The organism is Microbacterium sp. SCN 71-21 (assembly GCF_001725695.1).
Taxonomy (GTDB): domain Bacteria; phylum Actinomycetota; class Actinomycetes; order Actinomycetales; family Microbacteriaceae; genus Microbacterium; species Microbacterium ginsengisoli.
The window spans coordinates 374-22,164 of sequence record NZ_MEGA01000004.1; the positions used below are offsets into that span (position 1 = coordinate 374).

Here is a 21,791-nt window from a genome sequence, read left to right on the forward strand (position 1 = left end):
CGGTACGTGGCAGCCGATCTCCCTGACGCGGTGGTGCGCGCCGCCCGGCTCGGCGGGCGCCTCGACTGCGTGAGCCTCCTCCGTGAGGTCGGAGTGTTCGTGGCCCGATCGCACGGGCTTCACCTGCAGGTTGAGCCGCACGCAAGTCGGCTGCCGCATCGCCCGAAGGACGTGCGCGCCCATTGGCGCGGTGCCTCCGCCGATCCGACCCGCCTCGGCACCGATCTCGTCGGCGCGATCGTGCAGGCTGTGCGCTGCCAGTCGCCGCGCGACGCGGTCGCCACGCTCGACAGCGCGTTGCATCTCGGTCTCCTCGACGAGGAGATGATTGGCCAGGTGTTCGCCGCATTGCCCGACAGATGGCAACGACTCCGGGCACTCGTCGACGGTCGGGCGGAGTCTGGCATCGAGACGTTGGTGAGGCTGATGCTCCGGGGTATCGGCGTGCCGTTCGAGGTGCAGGTGCGGATCCCGGGAGTAGGGCGTGTCGACCTCCTCGTCGCAGGCCGGCTCATCATCGAGTGCGACAGTCGAGCGTTTCACGGCGACGTCGCCTCGCAGCGGCGAGATCGGGCCCGCGACCTGGCCGCGGCCGCGCGGGGATACGTCACGCTGCGGCTCCTCGCCGAAGACGTGTTGTTCCGTCCGGAACACACTCTCGCGGCCTTGCGTGGCGCGGTTTCCGGGGTGCGTCGTGGACAGGTGGACCGCAACTCCGGAGTTCGGACGCCTCACCGGGGGGTCCCGGGCTGATTCCCCAGATTCTCCGGAGTTGCCGCACACCGTAGACCGGGAACGCGCCGCGGCGGGTGGCTCACCGGCGGCGCAGCAGGCCGATCTTGTCGTAGACCGCGTCGAGGGTCGCGTCGGCGACGGATGCCGCACGCTCGGCGTCACGCTCGGCGTTGGCCGCGAGCACCCGGTCGAGCTCGGCCTCGTCGGACAGCAGCGCCAGCGCACGCTCGCGCACCGGACCGAACTCCGACACCACGACCTCGGCGAGGCCCTTCTTGAAGTCGCCGTAGCCACGACCCGCGTACTCGTCCTCGATCGAGGGGATCTGGCGTCCGGTGAGGGCCGCGTAGATCACGAGCAGGTTCGAGACGCCGGGCTTGTTCTCCCGGTCGTAGCGCACCGAGCCCTCGGAGTCCGTCACCGCGCGCATGACCTTCTTGGCCGACACCGACGGCTCGTCGAGCAGCCACAGCACGCCCGCGTCGGACTCTGCCGACTTCGACATCTTCGCGGTCGGGTTCTGCAGGTCGTAGATGCGTGCGGTCTCCTGCTGGATCATCGGCACGGGCACGGTGAAGGTCTCGCCGAACCTCGAGTTGAAGCGCTCCGCGAGGTCGCGGGTGAGTTCGACGTGCTGCTTCTGGTCGTCGCCGACGGGCACGACCGACGCCTGGAAGAGCAGGATGTCGGCGGCCATCAGCACCGGGTAGGTGAAGAGTCCGACCGTGGTGCCGTCGGTGCCGTAGCGCTGCGACTTGTCCTTGAACTGCGTCATGCGGCTCGCCTCGCCGAAGCCGGTGAGGGTGCCGAGCACCCACGCGAGCTCGGCGTGCGCGGTGACGTGCGACTGCACGTACAGCGTCGACTTGGCGGGCTCGATGCCGGCCGCGATGTACTGCGCGGCCGTTCGGCGGGTCTTCTCACGCATCTCGGCGGGGTCGAACGGCTGCGTCAGCGCGTGCAGGTCGACCACCGAGAAGTACGCGTCGTACGACTCCTGAAGGTCGCGCCACTGCAGGAGGGCCCCGATGTAGTTGCCGACCTGCAGAGAGTCGGCGGAGGGCTGCATTCCCGAGTACAGACGCGCTTTGGTCACTCCCCGATTCTAGAGCGGTCGGATGCCGCGCCCCGCGGCATGCGGACGGCGGCGGGCCCCGCATCGGCAGGGCCGAGATGACGACAGTGCGCTCTCAGCGACCGATCGCGTAGTCGGCGACGACCGGGGCGTGATCACTCCACCGCTCGGCGTAGGTCGCCGCCCGCGCCACGTGGTAGCCGCTCTCGCGTGCCGCGAGCGCGGCGGTCGCCAGGTGGTAGTCGATGCGCCAGCCGGTGTCATTGTCGAACGCCTGACCGCGGTTCGACCACCACGTGTACGGACCCTCGACCTCTCCCGCATGACGGCGGCCGATGTCGACCCAGCCGAGACCGGTGCCGGTCGAGCCGTCGACACCGACGACCTGTGCGCCCTCGTCGCCGAGGAACCGGTCGACATAGGCCCGCTCCTTCGGCAGGAAGCCGGCCTTCTTCTGGTTTCCTCGCCAGTTCTTGATGTCGAGCGGGCGGTGGCCGACGTTCAGATCGCCCGTGACGAGCACGAGCGCACCGCCGGCGGCGAGGCGCGACATCCGCTCGGTCATCGCGTCGAGGAAGCCGTACTTCGCGTCCTGGCGCGGGGTGCCGTCCTCCCCGGAGTGCACGTAGGCGCTCACGACGGTGACGGTCTCGCCGTCGACCTCGAGGTCGGCCTCGATCCAGCGCCCCCGGGAGTCCACGCCCTCGCCGAGGTCGATGCGCGATGCGGCCGCAGGGATGCGGGACAGTACCGCGACCCCCGATCGCCCCTTGCTGAGCGACTCGTCATGCACGATGTGCCACCCGGGCAGCAGCTCGGTGATGTGCGTCGTTTCGGCGCGCACCTCTTGCAGCGTGAGGATGTCGACGCCGGCACCGTCGAGCCAGCCGGTCATGCCGTTGCGCACCGCCGCCCGGATGCCGTTGACGTTGACACTGGCGATGCGGACGGAGCGGGGCACGGGCTCCACCCTAGCGGCGGCCTCCGACGTCCTCGCCGTCCTCGGCCTCGAGCTGCTCCACCTCGAGTTCGGCCTGTGCGACCCGGCGGCGTGCGGCACGACTGCGCCACCAGGGAGCCTCGGTCTGCTCCTGGCGTGCGCGCCGCAGGTCGACCCGTGCGACGACCAGCCGAGCCTCACGCTCGATCGCGCGTCGCTCGGCGTCGGAGGTCGGCACGATCGCGACGTGGCGGTCGGCGGCGGCGACAGCGATCCACGCCGAGGCCACGAGGATGACCACGCCGACCACCCGGAACAGGAGCAGGAATCCGATGAAGGCCGTGAACGTCGCGAGCAGCGGATTGCGCGGGGCGTAGAGCAGCAGCAGCCCGGCGCCGAGCTGCACGACCGCGAGCGCAGCGCCGCCCATGAGCGACCCCGGCAGAATGCGTCGCCATCGCAGCGCGGCGCCGATCAGGAACCGGTAGAGGGCCGCGAGGGCGGCCGAGTTGATGACGAAGGCGACGAGCAGAGACGCGCCGCGCACGCTCACGCTCGACCAGAACGAATCACCGTCCAGCCCGAGCAGCGACCACACGAGATCGATCGCCCAGGTCGTGAACGAACCGACCACGGCGCCGAGCAGGAGCGCGACGCCGAACACCAGCGCCGCGAGGAAGTCGCGTGCCTTCAGCAGCACGTACGACCTCGAGTCGTAGGGCAGGCCGAAGATGTCGCGCACCGCGCGGCGCGCGTAGGTCACGAAACCGATCGCGGTCCAGATGACGACGATCGCGGCCACGGCGCCGGTCACACCCAGCAGGCCGCGCCCGCCGCTCGCGACATCCTGCACCTGGTCGGTGCTGACCAGACTCGACTCGCCGCCGATGAGACCGGGGATGTACCGGTTGATGAGGTCGATGAGACCCTGCACGGCTTGGGGAGAGCCGCCGAGCCACAGACCCACGGCGGCGAACGCGAGGTAGAGCACCGCGAAGATCGCGAACAGCGACTGATAGCTCATTCCGGCGGCGAGCAGCAGGCCGTTGCGCTGCAGGAAGAGCCGCCACACCCGCACGGGGAACCACCCGAGCGTGCGCCGTGTGACCCGCGTCGCCTGGGCGATCGGCTCGTCGAGACGCTCCCGCACGACCCGCTGCGCGTCCTGCAGGCGGGCGCGCACACGCTCGGCGAGCTCGCGCTCCTCGTCGGCCGGGTCGGTCCGACCCCGGTCGGTGGTCACGGACCCAGACTAGCCAGCGTCAGCCGCGGTGACGGATGCCGCGGGCCGCCGCAGTCGTCGGAGCACCGGCAGCACGGCGGCGAGGGCCACCGCGGGCAGCAGAAATCCGAGCGCCAGCCCGAAGACGTCGCCGAGGAACCCGACCAGCACGGCGCCAGCGATCGCGCCGGCGTAGTTGAAGAGGTTGACCCGCGCGATGATCTCGTCGCTGCGCGCGGGAACGAGCTCGCCGGTCGCGCCGAATGTGATCGGCACGAGGGCGCCGACCGCCACACCGGCCAGGGCGAAGCCCGCGATCGCGGCACCACCGACCGGCACGAGGGCGACGACGAGGCATCCGATGACCGACACGATGACCGCGATGGCTGCCACCGTGGCGCGAGGGAGCGTGCCGAGCAGCCGGTCGGTCACGAGGCGCGTCACCAGGATCACCACCTGGTAGAGCGCGTAGCCGAGCGGGGCGAGCGCAAGTGTCGTGCCGAGGTTGTCCGTGAGGAGGATCGAGCTCCACGTGCTCACCGCCGAGTCGACGGTGAACGCGGCCAGGATGATGAATCCGAGCGCCCAGATCGCGCGGTGCGGGAGCGCGGTGCGCTCCGCGGCGACAGCGGTCTCGGGCGCCGCCTCCCGGGCGAAGAAGCGCAGCCCCGCGAGAGCGACGAGCAGCGCGATCGCCGCCCCGACACCGAGCGCGACGCCTGCCGTCGTCGGGGTCAGCGCGAAGGCCGACACCAGCAGGGCGCCGACGATCGCGGCGGCCGTGTACGCGGCGAAGAACCCGCCGAGCAGGGATCGGCCGTACGCGCGCTGCACCACGACGCCCTGCATCGCCGACGCCGCGTCGACGCATCCGAGACCCACGCCGTAGACGACGAAGGCCGCCACGAACACCGGGAACGGCACGGGCAGCGCCGCCGCCGGAAGCGCTATCGCCTGCAGCACGAACCCCGTCGAGAGCGCCACGCGCGCGCCCAACCGTGTCGCGAGGGCTCCGGCGAGCACCGATCCGCCGGCGGCGGCGACGCACACCCCCAGGATGATCAGATTCACGACCGTGTCGTCGATCTGCTGCCGGTTCTTCAACGTCGGCAACGACGTGACGACCACCGCGTAGCCGAGACCCTGCGTCGCGTAGGCGGCGGTCACCGCCACGCGGGAGGCGCGCGGCATCCGCTCACTGCCGGGGGAAGGAGCGAGCGGCACCGCCATCACCTCACGGCTTGCCGCGCAGAACCGCCTGCTTGACCTCGGCGATCGCCTGCGTCACCTGGATGCCGCGGGGGCACGCCTCGGTGCAGTTGAAGGTCGTGCGGCAGCGCCACACGCCCTCCTTGTCGTTCAGGATGTCGAGACGCACGTCGCCCGCGTCGTCGCGCGAGTCGAAGATGAAGCGGTGCGCGTTGACGATCGCCGCCGGTCCGAAGTACTGGCCGTCGGTCCAGAACACCGGGCACGACGAGGTGCACGCGGCGCACAGGATGCACTTGGTCGTGTCGTCGAAGCGCTCGCGGTCGACGATCGACTGCACGCGCTCCTTGCCCTTCTCGGGGACCGAGTTGGAGATGAGGAACGGCTGCACCTCGCGGTAGGAGGCGAAGAACGGCTCCATGTCGACGATGAGGTCCTTCTCCAGCGGCAGGCCCTTGATCGCCTCGACGTAGATCGGCTTCGAGATGTCGAGGTCCTTGATCAGGGTCTTGCAGGCGAGGCGGTTGCGGCCGTTGATGCGCATCGCGTCCGAACCGCAGATGCCGTGGGCGCACGAGCGGCGGAAGCTCAGCGAGCCGTCGACCTCCCACTTGATCTTGTGCAGCGCGTCGAGGACGCGGTCGGTCGAGTAGACCTCGACGTCGTAGTCCACCCAGCGCGGCTCTTCGTCGACCTCAGGATTGAATCGACGCACGATGAAGGTGACCAGGAACGCCTGGATGCCGGTGTCGTCCGCCTCTTCGAGGTTCGCGACGGCGTCGGGATCGACGAGAGCGGTGGACATCAGTACTTCCTCTCCAGCGGGGGATAACGCAACTCGCCGGCCTCGTTCTTCGTGAAGACGACCGGCTTCCAGCCGAGCGCGATGTGGTCCTCCGGGCTCGACGAGTGCGGGTCTCCCGAGAGGTAGGCCATCGTGTGCTGCATGTAGTTCTCGTCGTCGCGCTTCGGGAAGTCGTCGCGCATGTGACCGCCGCGGCTCTCCTTGCGGTTCTTCGCGGTGACGACGACGACCTCGGCGATGTCGAGGAGGAATCCGAGCTCGACGGCCTCGAGCAGGTCGGTGTTGTACCGCTTGCCCTTGTCGTCGACGTGCACGTTCTTGAAGCGCTCGCGCAGCTCCTCGATGACCTCCAGCACCTCGCCGAGCGACTCGTCGGTGCGGAACACCTGCGCCTTGCGGTCCATCTCGTCCTGCAGCGTCTTGCGCAGCACCGCGATGCGCTCGGTGCCCTCGTTCGTGCGCAGGCCCTCGATGAGCTCGCGCACCTCCTTCGCGGGGTCCTCGGGGAGGGCGACGAAATCGGCGGTCTTGACGTACTCGACGGCATTGCGGCCGGCGCGCTTGCCGAACACGTTGATGTCGAGCAGCGAGTTGGTGCCGAGGCGGTTCGAGCCGTGCACCGACACGCACGCGCACTCGCCGGCGGCGTAGAGGCCCGGCACGACGGTCGTGTTGTCGCTGAGCACCTCGGCGTTGTTGTTCGTCGGGATGCCGCCCATCGCGTAGTGCGCGGTCGGCATCACGGGAACGGGCTCGACCACCGGGTCGACACCCAGGTAGGTGCGGGCGAACTCGGTGATGTCGGGGAGCTTCGTCTCGAGCACCTCGGCGCCGAGGTGGGTGCAGTCCAGCAGCACGTAGTCGCGGTGAGGACCGGCGCCGCGGCCCTCCGCGACCTCCTGCACCATGCAGCGGCTCACGATGTCGCGCGGCGCGAGGTCCTTGATCGTGGGGGCGTAGCGCTCCATGAAGCGCTCACCCGACACGTTGCGCAGGATGGCGCCCTCGCCGCGAGCGCCCTCGGTGAGGAGGATGCCGAGGCCGGCGAGGCCGGTCGGGTGGAACTGGAAGAACTCCATGTCCTCCAGCGGCAGGCCCTTGCGCCAGATGATGCCGACGCCGTCGCCCGTGAGGGTGTGGGCGTTGGAGGTGGTCTTGAAGATCTTGCCGAAGCCGCCGGTCGCGAAGATCACGGCCTTCGACTGGAACACGTGCAGGTCGCCCGTGGCGAGCTCGTAGGCGACCACGCCCGCGACCTTCGTCGAGCCGTCCGCATCCTTCACCGTCACGAGGTCGAGCACGTAGAACTCGTTGAAGAAGTTGATGCCGAGCTTCACGCAGTTCTGGAACAGCGTCTGCAGGATCATGTGACCCGTGCGGTCGGCCGCGTAGCAGGCGCGGCGCACGGGGGTCTTGCCGTGGTCGGCGGTGTGGCCGCCGAACCGGCGCTGATCGATCTTGCCCTCGGGCGTGCGGTTGAACGGCAGGCCCATGTTCTCGAGGTCGATGACGGCGTCGATGGCCTCCTTCGCGAGGATCTCGGCCGCATCCTGGTCGACGAGGTAGTCGCCGCCCTTGACAGTGTCGAAGGTGTGCCACTCCCACGAGTCCTCTTCGACGTTGGCGAGCGCCGCCGCCATGCCGCCCTGCGCCGCACCCGTGTGGGAGCGCGTCGGGTAGAGCTTCGAGATGACCGCCGTGCGGGCGCCCGGACCGGCCTCGATCGCCGCGCGCATGCCGGCGCCACCGGCGCCCACGATGACGATGTCGAACTGGTGGTAGTAGACCCCGTCCTTCAGGACGGGCGCGGTGTCGGAGGCGGTGTCAGTCGTCATGATCGCAATCGGTGAGGCTCAGGAAGCGCTGCAGAAGTCGGGGAGAAGGTTGGCGGCGGCGCCGGCCGGGCACGGGTCGAATGTGAAGACGACGAGCGTGCCGAGGAGGATGAGGAAGGCCGCGACGAGCCAGATCGCCCAGATGAGCGTGCGTCGCACGCCGTTGTGGGTGACGTAGTCGTTGGTCACTGTGCGCATGCCGTTGGCGCCGTGGATGAGGGCCAGCCACAGCATCAGCACGTCCCACCACTGCCAGAACGGCGAGGAGAGCTTCCCGCCGACGAACGCGAAGTCGATCTGGTGGATGCCTTCGCCCGTGAGGAGGTTCACGAACAGGTGGCCGAAGATGAGCACGATCAGCAGCACGCCCGAGACGCGCATGTAGATCCAGCCCCACTTCTCGAGGTTGAGGCCCGTGCGGCGCGGCGCGGTGTGCGGGGCGCGCGGGTCGGCGATGGCGGTCATCAGTGCCCCCCTCCCGTCGCCGAGAAGACGTTCATGAGGTGGATGGGCGCGAAGCCGAGCATCGTGATCAGCCAGATCACCAGCACGACCCACCACAGCTGACGCTGGTACTTGGCGCCCTTCGACCAGGCGTCGACCAGGATGATGCGCAGGCCGTTGAACGCGTGGTAGGTGATCGCGGCGACCAGGATCGTCTCGCCGACGCCCATGACCTGGTTCTTGTAGGTGCCGATCACCGCGTTGTACGCATCGGGGGAGACCCGGATGAGCGCGGTGTCGAGGATGTGCACCAGCAGGAAGAAGAAGATCGAGACGCCGGTGATCCGGTGCAGTACCCACGACCACATGCCCTCGTGTCCGCGGTACAGCGTTCCGCGCGGGACTTTCGATGTGGTTTCCGAGATCTGCGGCGTGACACGCGCTGGTGCAGACACGACGGTCCTCCCTGTTCGAACACGGTCGGGGCAGACGTTGCCCCCGGAGGCAGAGCCCCCTGGCGTCACTCGGGCGCCGGGTCTCATCCTATGCCGAGCATGTGCATCGGTTCGCGTTAGGCAGACCTAACTGTCTTGATATCGAGATAAACGGGAGCGTCATCCGACACCGCTACTCTGTGGCCATGACCGAGCCGATCCCCGACTTCTACGCCGTCATCCCCGCCGGAGGGGTGGGATCACGTCTCTGGCCGCTGTCGCGTGCCGACGCACCCAAGTTCCTCCACGACCTGACCGGGTCGGGGCACACCCTGCTCCGCGACACCTGGAACCGTCTCGAGCCGCTCGCCGGACACGACCGCATCGCCGTCGTCACCGGGCGTGCGCATCGCGCGGCGGTGGAGGCCGAGCTTCCCGGCGTGCTCGACCGCAACGTCATCCTCGAGTCGGAACCACGCGACTCGACCGCCGCCATCGGGCTCGCCGCCGCCATCCTCGTGCGTCGCGAGCCCGACGTCATCATCGGATCGTTCGCGGCCGACCACGTCATCAAGGTGCTCCCGGTGTTCACCTGGGCCGTGGAGCAGGCCGTCGCCGTCGCGCGCGATGGGTACGTGTGCACGATCGGCATCCAGCCGACCGAGCCGTCGGTCGGTTTCGGGTACATCCGCAAGGGTCAGATGCTGACCGTCGCCGGTGCTCCGGAGGCGGCACTGGTCGACGCGTTCGTCGAGAAGCCCGACGCGGAGACCGCGCGCGGCTACTTCGCCGATCGCGGCTACCTCTGGAACGCGGGCATGTTCATCTCCCGGGCTGACGTGCTCCTCGCCGAGATCGAGGCGAACGAGCCCGAGCTGCACGCCGGACTCATCGAGCTCGCGGAGGCGTGGGACGACCGTGATCGTCGAGGCCCCGCCGTCGACCGCGTCTGGCCGCGCCTGAAGAAGATCGCGATCGACTACGTGGTCGCCGAGCCCGCCGCCGCGAAGGGGCGACTCGCCGTCGTGCCCGGCCATTTCGACTGGGACGACGTGGGCGATTTCGCCAGCCTCGCCAAGCTCAACAGCAGCGGCCGCAAGAACGAGCTCGCGATTCTGGGGGAGAACGCCCGCATCCTCGCCGACGCGTCGAGCGGGATCGTCGTCTCGCAGACCTCTCGGGTCATCAGCGTCATCGGCGTGCAGGACATCGTGGTCGTCGACACCGAGGACGCGCTGCTGGTGACCACGAGCGAGCACGCGCAGAAGGTGAAGGGGATCGTCGACGCCCTCAAGCTCAGCGGTCAGGGCGACGTGCTCTGACCGAGCGGTCCCAGCGCGGCCCGATGGTGCGCATGAGCATTTCGCGGCGTTCTGTTAAGTGTTTGTAACCATTCCGTACCAGGTGTTGGCCAGGACAACAATTCGCCCGACGCGATAGGTAACTTCGACTCGTCCCGACTCCCCGCGACATCCGCGGGGTACCGATTATGGAGGAACGAGTGACCATCTCAACCACCAAGAAGATCGCCGGCGCAGCCACCGCCGCCGGGCTTCTCGTGGCTCTCGCCGGCTGCGGATCCGCGCCGACGGCCACCAGCACCACCACCGCTCCCGCTGTCGCGGGCTTCAAGCCGTGCATCGTCTCCGACGCGGGCGGCTGGAACGACAAGTCGTTCAACGAGTACGCCAAGAAGGGTCTCGACGAGGCTGCCGCGACCCTGGGTGTCACCCCGGTCGAGGTGCAGTCGAGCTCCGCGAACGACTACGCGCCCAACCTCGAGAGCCTCGTCGCCGCGAACTGCACGCTGATCATCTCGGTCGGCTTCAACCTGGCCGCCGACACCGTGAAGTCCGCCCTCGCGAACCCGAACCTGCAGTACGCGATCGTCGACGACAGCGCCGACCTCAACAACGACGGCAAGACGGATGCCCCCAACATCAAGCCGCTGCTGTTCAACACGGTCGAGGCGGGCTACCTCGGGGGCTACGCCGCCGCCGCGTGGTCGGCGCAGGACGGCGTGAACAAGGTCGGCACCTTCGGCGGCATGCAGATCCCGCCGGTGACGATCTTCATGGACGGCTTCATCGACGGCGTGCAGAAGTACAACACCGACAAGGGCGCGAACGTCCAGACGTTCGGCTGGGACGTCGCCTCGCAGAAGGGCGTCTTCACCGGCGGCTTCGAGGCGAACGACACCGCGAAGCAGACCGCGAAGAGCATCCTCGACCAGGGTGTCGACGTGATCCTCCCCGTCGGCGGACCGATCTACCAGAGCGCCGCTCAGGCGATCAAGGAGTCGGGCAAGAACACCGTCATGCTCGGTGTCGACTCCGACCTCGCCGTCGCCGACCCCTCGGTCGCCTCGGTGCTGCTCACCTCGATCACCAAGCACGTCGACAACGCCGTGCGCGACACGGTGATCGCGGCGGCCGCGGGCAAGTACGACCCGACCCCGTACGTGGGCACGCTCGCCAACGGTGGTGTCGGTCTCGCCGACTTCCACGACTTCACGAGCAAGCTCCCGGCCGGTCTGACCGACGAGCTCGCGAAGCTCCAGAGCGAGATCATCGCCGGCACCCTCACGGTGACGTCGCCCAGCTCGCCCAAGTGATCTGATCACCCAGCTGCGGCCGGGGACGCGTCAGCGCCCCCGGCCGCAGTCCGTTGTCCACGACACCTCGATCGATAAGGTGCACATATGAAGCTCGAACTCCGTGGCATCACGAAGCGGTTCGGAGCACTCGTCGCCAACAACCACATCGACCTCACGGTCGAGGCGGGCGAGATCCACGCTCTCCTGGGGGAGAACGGCGCCGGCAAGTCCACGCTCATGAACGTGCTGTACGGCCTGTACCAGGCCGACGAGGGCGAGATCCTCCTCGACGACGAGGTGCAGCACTTCCGGGGTCCCGGCGACGCGATGCGCGCCGGTATCGGCATGGTGCACCAGCACTTCATGCTCATCCCCGTCTTCACGGTCGCCGAGAACGTCATGCTCGGCCATGAAGAGACCAAGGGTCTCGGCACACTCGACCTCGCGAAGGCGCGAGCGCGGGTGCGCGAGATCGCCGACCGGTTCGGGTTCGACGTCGATCCCGATGCCCGCGTCGAGGACCTCCCCGTCGGCGTGCAGCAGCGCGTCGAGATCATCAAGGCGCTCTCCCGCAACGCACGCGTGCTCGTGTTCGACGAGCCGACAGCTGTGCTCACCCCGCAGGAGACGGACGAGCTCATGGTGATCATGCGCCAGCTGCGCGACGAGGGCACCTCGATCGTGTTCATCACCCATAAGCTGCGCGAGGTGCGCGAGGTCGCCGACCGCATCACCGTGGTGCGCCTCGGCACCGTCGTCGGCGAGGCGAGCCCCACCGCGTCGAACGCCGAGCTGGCGTCGATGATGGTGGGTCGCGCCGTCGAGCTGCGCGTGCAGAAGGATGCGGCGACCCCCGGTGAGGGCGGGCTCGCCGTGCGCGACCTGCGCGTCATCGACCCCGCGGGCGTCGTCGTCGTCGACGACGTCAGCTTCGACGTGCGCCCCGGTGAGGTGCTGGCGATCGCCGGTGTGCAGGGCAACGGCCAGACCGAACTGTCCGAAGCCATCGTGGGCCTCCAGGCGCGCGTCACCGGGTCGGTGCGGCTGGGCTCGGTGGAGCTCGTCGGCAAGAGTGTGCGCGGCATCCTCGACGAAGGTGTCGGGTTCGTGCCCGAGGACCGTACGCACGACGGTCTGGTCGGCTCGTTCTCGGTCGCCGAGAACCTCATCCTCGATCGCTCTGCGGATGCCGCGTTCAGCGTCGCGGGGACCATTCGCCGCGGAGCGCTCGATCGATTCGCCCGCGACCGGATCGCCGAGTTCGACATCCGCACCCAGGGACCCCAGACGCGCGCCGGCGCGCTGTCGGGCGGCAACCAGCAGAAGGTCGTCATCGCGCGCGAGCTCAACCGCGAGCTCAAGCTCTTCCTCGCCTCGCAGCCCACCCGCGGCGTCGACGTCGGCTCGATCGAATTCATCCACAAGCGCATCATCGACACGCGCGACGCCGGCATCCCGGTGATCGTCGTCTCGACCGAGCTCGACGAGGTCACCGCCCTCGCCGACCGGATCGCGGTCATGTACCGCGGCGCGATCGTCGGCATCGTCCCGGGGGACACGCCCCGCGACGTGCTCGGACTCATGATGGCCGGGGAGGCAGCGGCGTGAACGACAACACCCCCGGGAGCACCACCCCCGACGCCGGCGGCGAGCAGCTGCCCGCGGCATCCGGTCCCCTCACCGGCCACGCGGTGACCGCCGACGGCCCCGCGGCACTGGTCGCGGGCGCCGCCGTGCCGCCGCCGCCCCGCTCGAACCAGCTCATCCGCGAGATCCTGCGGGGGAGCGTCGTCACCACGATCCTGGCGGTCGTCCTCGCGATGCTCATCGGCGGCATCCTCATCGCCGTCACCGACCCGAAGGTGCAGGCCGCGGCCGGCTACTTCTTCGCCCGGCCCGGCGACACGTTCGTCGCGCTGTGGACCTCGATCTACGGCGCGTACGACGCGATGTTCCGCGGGTCGATCTTCAACGCGACCGCGCCGACCTTCGAGGCGGCCATCCGCCCGCTGACCAACACGCTCGGGTTCGCGACACCGCTGATCGCGGCGGCGCTCGGCGTCGCACTCGCGTTCCGGGTCGGCCTGTTCAACATCGGCGCGCGCGGTCAGATGCTGATCGCCGCGGCGACCGCGGCGCTGGTCGCCTTCAACCTGAACCTGCCGATGTGGATCCACATCCCCGTGACGCTCCTCGCGGGCATCGCCGGAGGTGCGATCTGGGGCGGCATCGTCGGGCTCCTCAAGGCGCGCACCGGCGCCCATGAGGTCATCCTCACGATCATGCTCAACTACGTCGCCTACTACCTGGTGTCGTGGCTGGTGCGCACCCCCGGCCTGCTGCAGAAGCCGGGCACCAACCAGCCGATCTCGGCGCCGACGCCAGAGACGGCGCAGTTCCCGGCGCTGTTCGGCGAGCAGTTCCCGCGCCTCGACTGGGGCTTCGTGGTGGTCATCATCGCGACGATCTTCGTGTGGTGGCTCATCGAGCGCTCGAGCCTCGGCTTCCGCATGCGGGCCGTCGGCGAGAACCCTCACGCAGCCCGCGCTGCGGGCATCAACGTCAAGCGCGTCTACGTCTACGCGATGCTGTTCGCGGGCGCGCTGGCGGGACTTGCCGGCATGAACCAGATCATGGGAACGGTCACGAGCGGGTTCGACGGCGGCATCGACGCCGGCATCGGTTTCGATGCGATCACCGTCGCGCTGCTGGGGCGCAGCTCGGCGTGGGGCACTTTCGCCGCCGGCATCCTGTTCGGTGCGCTGAAGTCCGGATCGTTCACCATGCAGGCGAGCGAGGGCATCCCCGTCGACATCGTGCTCGTCGTGCAGTCGCTCATCGTCCTGTTCATCGCGGCGCCGCCGCTCGTGCGCACGATCTTCTTCCTCCCGAAGGACGAGGCCGAGCGTTCCGCGCGGGCGAAAGCCCGCCTGGCGAAGAAGGCGGTGGCTCGATGAGCGTCGCAACCCTCGCGGCATCCGCGGTGCCCCACCTTGTGGTGCGGGTACGCCGTATCAAGCTCCCGGTCACCCTCACGATCGTCACGGTCGGTCTCGCCGCCCTGTTCCTGTTCGCGCCGCGCGACGGGCAGAGCGTCTTCCGGCTGAGCGACGACGCAGCGGTCATCGCCCTCGGCGATGTCGCCGTACCGTCGGCGCCGACGGCGTGGATCACGGTGGCGATCCTCGCGCTCCTCACGGTCTGGACGTGGCTGGATGCCGCGGCCTACCGCCGATCGAACCTGGCCGTGCCGATCGTCTACGCGATCCTGGCCGTGTTCGCCTTCCTCACCTGGTCGGCCGCGGGCGGTCTCGTTCCCGTCACGGGCCTGCTCTTCGGTGCGATGTCGCTCTCGGTGCCGCTCGTGTTCGGCGCCCTCGGCGGCGTGATCGGCGAACGGGTCGGCGTCGTGAACGTCGCGATCGAAGGGCAGTTCCTGCTCGGCGCGTTCGCGGCGGCCGTCATCGGCAGCATCACGCAGAACCCCTTCATCGGGCTCCTGGGCGCCATGGTGGGTGGTGTGCTGGTGTCGTTCGTGCTGGCCGCCTTCAGCATCAAGTACCTCGTCGACCAGGTCATCGTCGGCGTCGTGCTCAACGTGCTGGTCACGGGTCTGACGAGCTTCCTCTACGGCGTCGTGCTCGCGAACAACGAAGCGGCACTGAACAGTCCCGTGACGTTCTCGCGGTGGAAGATCCCGGTGCTCGGCGACATCCCGGTGCTCGGTCCGGTGCTGTTCGATCAGCCGTTCATCGTCTACCTCATGTACGCGGCCGTGATCCTCGTCGCATGGGGTCTGTACCGCACGCGCTGGGGCCTGCGCCTGCGAGCGGTCGGTGAGCACCCGCAGGCGGCCGACACGGTCGGCATCAGGGTCAACACGCTGCGCTTCTGGAACGTCTCGCTGGCGGGTGCGATCGCCGGTATCGGAGGCGCCTACTTCACGCTCGTCTCGGTGCCGCACTTCACGAAGGAGATGACCGCCGGCCTCGGCTTCATCGCCCTCGCCGCGGTGATCTTCGGACGCTGGGACCCGGTGCGCGCCGCGCTCGCGGGGCTGCTGTTCGGCTTCGCCACCAACCTGCAGAATCTGCTCACCGTGCTGAAGACCCCGATTCCCAGCGAGTTCATGCTCATGCTGCCCTACGTCGTCACGATCCTCGCGGTCGCCGGTTTCGCCGGTCAGATCCGGGGGCCTGCGGCTGCCGGCAAGCCGTACATCAAGGGCTGATGAGCGGATGCCGCGACCCGCGGCATCCGGTTCATCACCCCTCGCACCCGACACCACGGAGGTCAGCCATGCCCGACATCGACTGGGACGCCCTGCGCGTCGCCGCGAACGACGCGATGCGCCGCGCGTATGCGCCGTACTCGAACTTCCCCGTGGGGGCGGCGGCCCTCACCGACGACGGTCGCATCGTGTCGGGATGCAACGTGGAGAACGCGTCATACGGCGTGGGCCTGTGTGCAGAGTGCGGTCTGGTCTCGAACCTGAACATGACCGGCGGCGGACGACTGGTGGCGTTCACCTGCGTCGACGGTCACGGCGCGACGCTCATGCCGTGCGGGCGCTGCCGCCAGCTGCTGTTCGAGTTCTCGGCGCCCGGGATGCTGCTCGAGACCGTGTCGGGTGTCCGCACGATCGAGCAGGTGCTTCCGGATGCCTTCGGTCCCCGCGAGCTCGAGGAGTACGCCCAGTGAGCGTGGAGCCGTTCGACGCGGTCGATGTGATCCGCACGAAGCGTGACGGCGGCGCCGTGCCCGAGGACGCGCTGCGCTGGATGGTCGACGCATACACGCGCGGCTACGTGTCCGACGCCCAGATGGCGTCGTTCGCGATGGCGGTGCTGCTGCGCGGCATGGAGCGCGACGAGATCCGTGTGATGACCGACGCGATGATCGCGTCGGGGGAGCGGATGAGCTTCGACGGCCTCGGCAAGACCACCGTCGACAAGCACTCCACGGGCGGGGTGGGCGACAAGATCACCCTGCCGCTGGCTCCTCTCGTCGCCTCGTTCGGCGTCGCCGTGCCCCAGCTCTCGGGCCGTGGGCTCGGGCACACGGGCGGCACGCTCGACAAGCTCGAGTCGATCCCCGGATGGCGCGCGGCGCTGTCGAACGAGGAGCTCACCGCGCAGCTCGCCGGCGTCGGCGCTGTCATCTGCGCCGCCGGCTCCGGGCTCGCCCCCGCCGACAAGAAGCTCTACGCGCTACGCGACGTGACCGGCACCGTCGAGGCCATCCCGCTGATCGCCTCGAGCATCATGTCGAAGAAGATCGCCGAGGGCACGGCCGCCCTCGTACTCGACGTGAAGTTCGGCTCGGGCGCGTTCATGCAGGACATCGATCGTGCGCGCGAGCTCGCCCGCACGATGGTCGCCCTCGGCACCGACTCCGGGGTGGCGACCACGGCGCTCCTCACCGACATGAACACGCCCCTCGGCCTCGCCATCGGCAACGCCAACGAGGTGCGCGAGTCGGTCGAGGTGCTCGCCGGCGGCGGTCCCGCCGACGTCGTCGAGCTCACGATCGCCCTCGCCCGCGAGATGCTCGCGCTCGCCGGGCTGCCCGACGCCGACGTCGAGGGCGCGCTCGCCGGCGGCGCCGCGATGGACGCCTGGCGGCGCATGATCGTCGCGCAGGGCGGCGACCCCGACGCATCCCTGCCGGTCGCCCGCGAGGCGCACACCGTCACCGCCGCGCGCGACGGGGTGGTGTCTCGGCTGGATGCCCTGCCGTTCGGAATCGCCGCGTGGCGCCTGGGAGCCGGACGCGCCCGCGCCGAGGATCCGGTGATCCACGCGGCCGGCATCGACCTGCACGCCAAGCCGGGCGACGCCGTGCGCGCCGGCGACCCGCTCTTCACCCTGTCGGCCGACGACGACGCCCGTTTCGAGCGCGCGCTCGCCGCTCTCGACGGCGCCTACGAGATCTCGGATGCTGCGCCGGCCCGCGCGGCGATCGTGAGGGAGCGGATCTCCGCCTGACCCGTCAGAATGATCGGTGGGGGAGCCGCGACATCCGATCAGAAGGAGACCCGATGCCTATCGACCAGCACGACGACGCCCGCCTCGAGGGCGTGTCGATCCGGTCCCTTCCGAAGGTGTCGCTGCACGACCACCTCGACGGCGGGGTGCGCCCCGACACGGTGATCGAGCTCGCCGAGGAGGCGGGCATCGCCCTGCCCACCGGGGACGCCGACGAGCTCGCGGAGTGGTTCTCGGCGGTGCGGCCCGATCGCTCGCTCGTCGAGTACCTGCAGCGTTTCGAGCTGACGACCGGGGTCATGCAGACCCGCGACCAGCTGACCCGCGTCGCCCGTGAGTTCGTCGAGGACCTCGTCGACGACGGCGTCGTGTACGCGGAGGTGCGCTGGGCGCCCGAGCAGCACCTGCGCGGTGGGCTGACGCTCGAAGAGGCCGTCGAGGCCGTGCAGGAGGGCATCGAGCAGGGCGAGGACGACGCGGCGGAGGCAGGCCACGACATCCGCGTCGGACAGCTCATCACCGCGATGCGCCAGAACGACCGGTCGCTGGAGATCGCGAAGCTCGCGGTCGCGTTCCGCGAGGCGGGTGCGGTCGGCTTCGACATCGCCGGGCCCGAGGACGGCTTCCTGCCGTCTCGGCACCGCGAGGCGTTCGAGTACCTGGCGGGCGAGTTCTTCCCCGTCACGGTGCACGCCGGCGAGGCCGCCGGCCTGGAGTCGATCCGCTCCGCCCTCGTCGACGGTCGCGCGCTGCGGCTCGGACACGGCGTGCGCATCGCCGAGGACCTCGACGTCGTCTCGCGCAAGGGCGAGCAGGTGCTTGTCGAATTCGGCGACCTGGCGCGCTGGGTGCGCGACCGGGAGATCCCGCTCGAGCTCTCGCCGACCTCGAACGTGCACACCGGCGCGTTCGCGGCGTGGGGCAGCGAGCTCGAGGACCACCCCTTCGACCTGCTCTACCAGCTCGGCTTCGCGGTGACGGTGAACGTCGACAACCGCACGATGAGCCGTACGTCCCTCACCCGCGAGCTGGCCCTGCTCGCCGAGACGTTCGAGTACGACCTCGACGACCTCGAGAGCTTCCAGCTCAACGCCGCGGGCGGCGCGTTCCTGCCGGTGGAGGAGCGCGAGGAGCTCATCGACCTCATCTCCGAGGGCTTCGACCGCTGAGCCCCGACATGGTCGAGGGCGGCACCACGATCGGGTTCGCGGCGCCGCCCTCGGTCGGTTCGGTCAGGCCAGGTCTGCCTGCCGGGTCGTGACGGCGGCTACGAGGCCGTTGTAGAGCGGATGCCCCGCCTCGATGCCCGTGACGCGGGTGACGAGCGCCGTGGTCTCGGTCGTGCGCAGCAGCTCCTGCAGCTCGACGGCTTCCGGGTCGTCGGCGGTCTCGAAGGCGAGCGCGGCGCCGACGGTGCCGAGGAGCGCCGCGACCGACAGGCCCCGTTCGGCGGCGTCGGCCGCCGGGCCGACGAACCGCTCGTGGCGGGAGAGCTTGCGCAGCGGCTGACGACCCACACGCCATACGGTGTCGGGAAGCTCGGGGTTCTGGAACCGGCGCAGGATCGTCGCGCGGTAATCGGCGAGCTCCTCGGCCGTGAAGCCGTGACGGGCGATGAGCACCGCCGACGTCTCCTCGAGCGTCGAGCGCACCGCCGCGAGGATCTCGGGATCGGCGAGGGCGTCGGAGATGCGCTCGATGCCGGCGCGGGCGCCGAAGTAGGCGGTCGAGGCGTGCCCCGTGTTCACCGTGAAGAGCTTGCGCTCGATGTACGGCGTGAGGTCGTCGACGAAGTGCGCACCGGGGATCGACGGCAGTGCTCCCGCGAACGGACCCTGCTCGATCGCCCACTCGAAGAACGGCTCCACCGTGACATCCACCCCGTGCTGGCCCTCGGGCTGCCCGGGCACGATGCGGTCTACCGCGGTGTTCGCGAACACGGCTTTAGCCGCGACCGCAGGCCAGTCGGCGCCGGCGAGGGCGGCGATCTCGTCGCGCAGGGTGTCGGTCGCGCGGATCGCGTTCTCGCACGCCATGACGGCGAGGGGAGGCAGCTCGGCAGAGCGCGCCACGAGCCCGGCGTAGATCACCGGGGCGATGAAGCGCAGGATGTTGGGACCGACCGCTGTGGTGGCGACATCCGCGGTCGCGAGCTCGTCGACGACCGCCTGCGGGTCCAGCTGGCTGTTGACTGCGCGGAAGCCGGTCACGACGGTGTCACCGCCGCCGTCTCCGACGGCGTGCACGGTGTAGCTCGTCTCGGCGTTGATCGCGTCGACGAGGGGGGCTGCGACATCCGAGAACACGACCTCGTAGCCGCCCTCGTGCAGCAGCAGGCCCACGAAGCCGCGACCGATGTTGCCGGCGCCGAAATGGACGGCCTTCATCAGGCGTTCACCGTGGCAAGGCGGGCGAAGAGCTCCTCGGGCGTCGCGGCGGCCTTGAGGGCTGCGACCTCGTCCTCGTCGGAGAACAGGATCGCGATCTGGGAGAGGATCTCGAGGTGCTCATCGCCGCGACCGGCGATGCCGATCACGAACGTCACCGGCTCCCCGTCCCAGTCGACGCCGCCGTCGTAGCGCACGACCGACAGGGCCGAGGCGAGGATCTCGCTCTTGGCCTCGTTGGTGCCGTGCGGGATCGCCAGCTCATTGCCCATGTAGGTCGACACTGTCGCCTCGCGGGCGAGCATCGCGTCGTAGTAGGCGCCGGTGACGGCGCCCGCGGCCTCGAGGATGTCGGCGGCCTCCCGCTGCGCCTCGAGGCGCGTGGCGGCACCCGCGTGGATGCGCACCTGTCCGAGGGTCAGGATCTCTCCGGTCATGTTTCTTCCTTCCACAAAGAGTGCGGGGCGGGCGGATCGCTCCGCCCGCCCCGCGACGAACTCAACCCTGTGCACCATCCTGGTGCTGCGAGGCCACGAGGTCGACGACCTCGTCGTATCGCGGCGAGTTCATGAAGTTGTCGACCGACACGTGGAGCGAGTTCGGCGACGCCGACCGGGCGCGGTCGGTGAGCTGGTTCTGCGTGACGACCAGGTCGGCCGACCCGTCGAGGTTGGCGATGGCCTGGTTGGTCACCGTGACGCCCTCGATACCGGCCTTCTTGATCTTGTTGCGCAACACGCTCGCACCCATGGCGGACGACCCCATTCCGGCGTCGCAGGCGAACACGATCGTGGAGATCGGCTTGGTGGCGACGGCGGTGGTGCCGGCCTCCGACGAGGTGCGCAGGCCCGCGAGGGTGCTCGAGGACTTGCCCTTGTTGGCCTCGGTCGCAGAGATCGCGGCGCTGAGGTCGCCCGACTCGCCGAGCTCGAGGTCACGCTTGCGCGTGCGCAGGAGGAACAGCGAGGAGAGCAGGAACGAGACCGTTGCGGCGAGGATCACCGACAGGATGACGCCCACGTAGCCCCAACCGGGACCGAAGTTGCTGTCGCCGGAGGTCTGCAACAGCACCGCGAAGATCGATCCGGGCGATGCGGGAGCGCGAAGGCCGGAACCGAACACCGCGTTGGTCGCCACACCGGTCATGCCGCCGGCGATGGCCGCGACGATGATGATCGGCTTCATGAGCACGTACGGGAAGTAGATCTCGTGGATGCCGCCGAGGAACTGGATGACGATCGCGCCGGGGGCGGAAGCGCGGGCGGCGCCCACACCGAAGAACGCGAAGGCGACCAGGATTCCGAGGCCGGGGCCGGGGTTCGCCTCGACGAGGAACAGGATCGAACGGCCGGTCTCGAGGGCCTGCTGGGTGCCGATCGGGGTGAACACACCGTGGTTGACGGCGTTGTTCAGGAACAGCACCTTGGCGGGCTCGACCAGGATCGACAGCAGCGGGAGCAGGCCCGCGGAGACCAGGAAGTCCACGACGGCGCCCAGGGCGTTCGAGACGGCGGTCATGATCGGGCCGAACCCGAAGAAGCCGACGATCGCGAGCAGCATGCCGAGGATGCCGGCCGAGAAGTTGTTGACGAGCATCTCGAAGCCCGCCTTGATCTTGCCTTCCCAGATGCGGTCCATCCACTTGGTCAGCAGCGCCGCCAGCGGGCCCATGACCATGGCGCCGAGGAACATCGGGATCGTCGTGCCGACGATGACACCGACGGTCGCGATGGCGGCGACCACACCACCGCGCTCGCCGTAGACCATGCGGCCACCGGTGTTCGCGATGAGGAGCGGGAGGAGGTAGGTGATCATCGGGCCCACGAGGCCGACGAACACGGGGATGACGTTGCCGTCCTTCGTCTGCGAGAGCGCGGTCATGGCGTGAGCCCAGTTGATCTGGCTCGCGTCACCGAAGCCGCCGAGGATGTCGGCGACCGGGTGCCAGAAGCCGAGCCAGCCGGTGGCGATGAACAGTGCCGTGATGAAGCCCCACGCGATGAAGGCCGCGATGTTCGGCATGATCATGCCGGACAGGAAGGTACCGAATCGCTGCACGGCGATCTGGGCCTTCTTACCTCCCGACAGCGCGGGCGACGTTGCCGTCGTTGTCATGTTTCTT

Annotated in this window: 20 protein-coding genes; 9 read left to right on the forward strand and 11 right to left on the reverse strand. The window is 69.2% G+C overall.

The features are described from left to right. The first annotated feature begins 6 nt into the window (after positions 1–6). On the forward strand, positions 7–753 hold the full coding sequence (locus ABT08_RS01120; RefSeq protein ID WP_288113730.1) for a putative endonuclease domain-containing protein: 747 nt from the start codon (positions 7–9) through the stop codon (positions 751–753). Positions 754–814: 61 nt separating this feature from the next. Here the strand turns inward: ABT08_RS01120 and trpS are convergent, their stop codons facing one another. The 8 genes from trpS to sdhC form a co-directional block, all read right to left on the reverse strand. Continuing rightward, positions 815–1,831 carry a tryptophan--tRNA ligase gene (gene trpS, locus ABT08_RS01125; RefSeq protein WP_288113731.1) on the reverse strand — a complete coding sequence of 339 codons (1,017 nt, stop codon included), beginning with the start codon at positions 1,829–1,831 and terminating at the stop codon, positions 815–817. A 94-nt stretch (positions 1,832–1,925) separates the two neighbouring features. After that, entirely contained in the window at positions 1,926–2,771 is an 846-nt protein-coding gene (locus tag ABT08_RS01130) for an exodeoxyribonuclease III (RefSeq protein WP_137878266.1), read from the reverse strand. Between the two features lie 10 nt (positions 2,772–2,781). Further along, positions 2,782–3,993: a YihY/virulence factor BrkB family protein gene (locus tag ABT08_RS01135; protein ID WP_048808894.1), complete on the reverse strand. Its 1,212-nt coding sequence runs from the start codon at positions 3,991–3,993 to the stop codon at positions 2,782–2,784. 9 nt (positions 3,994–4,002) lie between these two features. Next, entirely contained in the window at positions 4,003–5,196 is a 1,194-nt protein-coding gene (locus ABT08_RS01140) for an MFS transporter (RefSeq protein WP_288113735.1), read from the reverse strand. 10 nt (positions 5,197–5,206) lie between these two features. Further along, the gene (locus ABT08_RS01145; protein WP_288113737.1) at positions 5,207–5,986 is read right to left on the reverse strand and encodes a succinate dehydrogenase iron-sulfur subunit; all 780 of its coding nucleotides are present in this window, start codon (positions 5,984–5,986) and stop codon (positions 5,207–5,209) included. Next, positions 5,986–7,821, reverse strand: a complete 1,836-nt coding sequence (sdhA, locus tag ABT08_RS01150) for a succinate dehydrogenase flavoprotein subunit (protein ID WP_045248230.1) — start codon at positions 7,819–7,821, stop codon at positions 5,986–5,988. The genes ABT08_RS01145 and sdhA overlap by 1 nt, the downstream gene beginning before the upstream one ends. Positions 7,822–7,839: 18 nt before the next feature. Then, the gene (gene sdhD / locus ABT08_RS01155; protein ID WP_045248231.1) at positions 7,840–8,286 is read right to left on the reverse strand and encodes a succinate dehydrogenase, hydrophobic membrane anchor protein; all 447 of its coding nucleotides are present in this window, start codon (positions 8,284–8,286) and stop codon (positions 7,840–7,842) included. Next, positions 8,286–8,720: a succinate dehydrogenase, cytochrome b556 subunit gene (sdhC, locus tag ABT08_RS01160; RefSeq protein ID WP_235557364.1), complete on the reverse strand. Its 435-nt coding sequence runs from the start codon at positions 8,718–8,720 to the stop codon at positions 8,286–8,288. The genes sdhD and sdhC overlap by 1 nt, the downstream gene beginning before the upstream one ends. A 185-nt stretch (positions 8,721–8,905) precedes the next feature. Between sdhC and ABT08_RS01165 the strand changes: the two genes are divergently transcribed. The 8 genes from ABT08_RS01165 to ABT08_RS01200 all read left to right on the forward strand — a co-directional run bounded on the left by ABT08_RS01165 (position 8,906) and on the right by ABT08_RS01200 (position 18,451). After that, entirely contained in the window at positions 8,906–10,021 is a 1,116-nt protein-coding gene (locus tag ABT08_RS01165; protein WP_288113738.1) for a mannose-1-phosphate guanylyltransferase, read from the forward strand. A gap of 179 nt (positions 10,022–10,200) precedes the next feature. Then, positions 10,201–11,313 carry a BMP family lipoprotein gene (locus ABT08_RS01170; RefSeq protein ID WP_056207933.1) on the forward strand — a complete coding sequence of 371 codons (1,113 nt, stop codon included), beginning with the start codon at positions 10,201–10,203 and terminating at the stop codon, positions 11,311–11,313. Between the two features lie 87 nt (positions 11,314–11,400). Then, on the forward strand, positions 11,401–12,903 hold the full coding sequence (locus ABT08_RS01175; protein ID WP_056518655.1) for an ABC transporter ATP-binding protein: 1,503 nt from the start codon (positions 11,401–11,403) through the stop codon (positions 12,901–12,903). Continuing rightward, positions 12,900–14,252, forward strand: a complete 1,353-nt coding sequence (locus ABT08_RS01180; RefSeq protein WP_048808897.1) for an ABC transporter permease — start codon at positions 12,900–12,902, stop codon at positions 14,250–14,252. Before ABT08_RS01175 ends, ABT08_RS01180 begins: the two co-directional genes overlap by 4 nt. After that, positions 14,249–15,526 (forward strand): ABC transporter permease, encoded by a 1,278-nt coding sequence (locus tag ABT08_RS01185; protein ID WP_045248236.1) that lies wholly within the window; start codon positions 14,249–14,251, stop codon positions 15,524–15,526. Before ABT08_RS01180 ends, ABT08_RS01185 begins: the two co-directional genes overlap by 4 nt. 68 nt (positions 15,527–15,594) lie before the next feature. After that, positions 15,595–15,996: a cytidine deaminase gene (locus ABT08_RS01190; RefSeq protein ID WP_045248237.1), complete on the forward strand. Its 402-nt coding sequence runs from the start codon at positions 15,595–15,597 to the stop codon at positions 15,994–15,996. After that, positions 15,993–17,282, forward strand: a complete 1,290-nt coding sequence (locus ABT08_RS01195) for a thymidine phosphorylase (protein WP_288113739.1) — start codon at positions 15,993–15,995, stop codon at positions 17,280–17,282. Before ABT08_RS01190 ends, ABT08_RS01195 begins: the two co-directional genes overlap by 4 nt. A gap of 53 nt (positions 17,283–17,335) precedes the next feature. Beyond that, complete coding sequence (locus tag ABT08_RS01200) at positions 17,336–18,451, forward strand: adenosine deaminase (RefSeq protein ID WP_045248239.1); 1,116 nt, start codon at positions 17,336–17,338, stop codon at positions 18,449–18,451. A 63-nt stretch (positions 18,452–18,514) separates the two neighbouring features. Here ABT08_RS01200 and ABT08_RS01205 read toward each other — a convergent pair whose 3' ends face one another. From ABT08_RS01205 to ABT08_RS01215, 3 genes are all read right to left on the reverse strand, one after another. Beyond that, positions 18,515–19,669 (reverse strand): mannitol-1-phosphate 5-dehydrogenase, encoded by a 1,155-nt coding sequence (locus ABT08_RS01205; protein ID WP_288113740.1) that lies wholly within the window; start codon positions 19,667–19,669, stop codon positions 18,515–18,517. After that, positions 19,669–20,106, reverse strand: coding sequence for a PTS mannitol transporter subunit IIA (locus tag ABT08_RS01210; protein WP_045248241.1), 438 nt, complete (start codon positions 20,104–20,106; stop codon positions 19,669–19,671). The genes ABT08_RS01205 and ABT08_RS01210 overlap by 1 nt, the downstream gene beginning before the upstream one ends. A gap of 61 nt (positions 20,107–20,167) precedes the next feature. After that, a complete protein-coding gene (locus tag ABT08_RS01215) occupies positions 20,168–21,784 on the reverse strand; it encodes a PTS mannitol transporter subunit IIBC (protein WP_056207943.1) in 1,617 nt (538 codons plus the stop codon). Positions 21,785–21,791 lie beyond the last annotated feature (7 nt).